Genomic DNA, 399 nt, shown 5'->3' with positions numbered 1-399 from the left:
GCGTCGACTTGCCGGAACCGCTGACACCCGTGACCGCGGTGAAGACACCGAGGGGGAAGTCCGCGTCGATCGTCTTCAGGTTGTTCGCCCGAGCGCCCTGCACCGTGATGGCGCGCTTGAGGTTGACCTTGCGACGCTCGGCGGGCACCTCGATCGCACGGCGGCCGGCGAGGTAGTCACCCGTGATCGACTCGCGGTTCTCGATGATGCCCTCGTACGAACCGGAGTGCACCACGTTGCCGCCGTTGACGCCGGCGCCGGGGCCGATGTCGACGACCCAGTCGGCCGTGCGGATCGTGTCTTCGTCGTGCTCGACGACGATGAGCGTGTTGCCGAGGTCCTTGAGCTTGACCAGGGTGTCGATGAGTCGACGGTTGTCACGCTGGTGCAGGCCGATGC

At 66.7% G+C, this 399-nt stretch carries 1 pseudogene; it reads right to left on the bottom strand.

Annotation, left to right across the window (positions count from 1 at the left end):
- Positions 1-399: pseudogene (locus BIU95_RS13365) on the bottom strand (excinuclease ABC subunit A); the annotation flags it as partial.

The sequence above is a fragment of the Curtobacterium sp. MCBA15_007 genome, assembly GCF_001864905.1.
GTDB classification, from domain to species: Bacteria; Actinomycetota; Actinomycetes; order Actinomycetales; family Microbacteriaceae; genus Curtobacterium; species Curtobacterium poinsettiae.
This window is presented reverse-complemented; position numbering and strand designations above follow the sequence as displayed.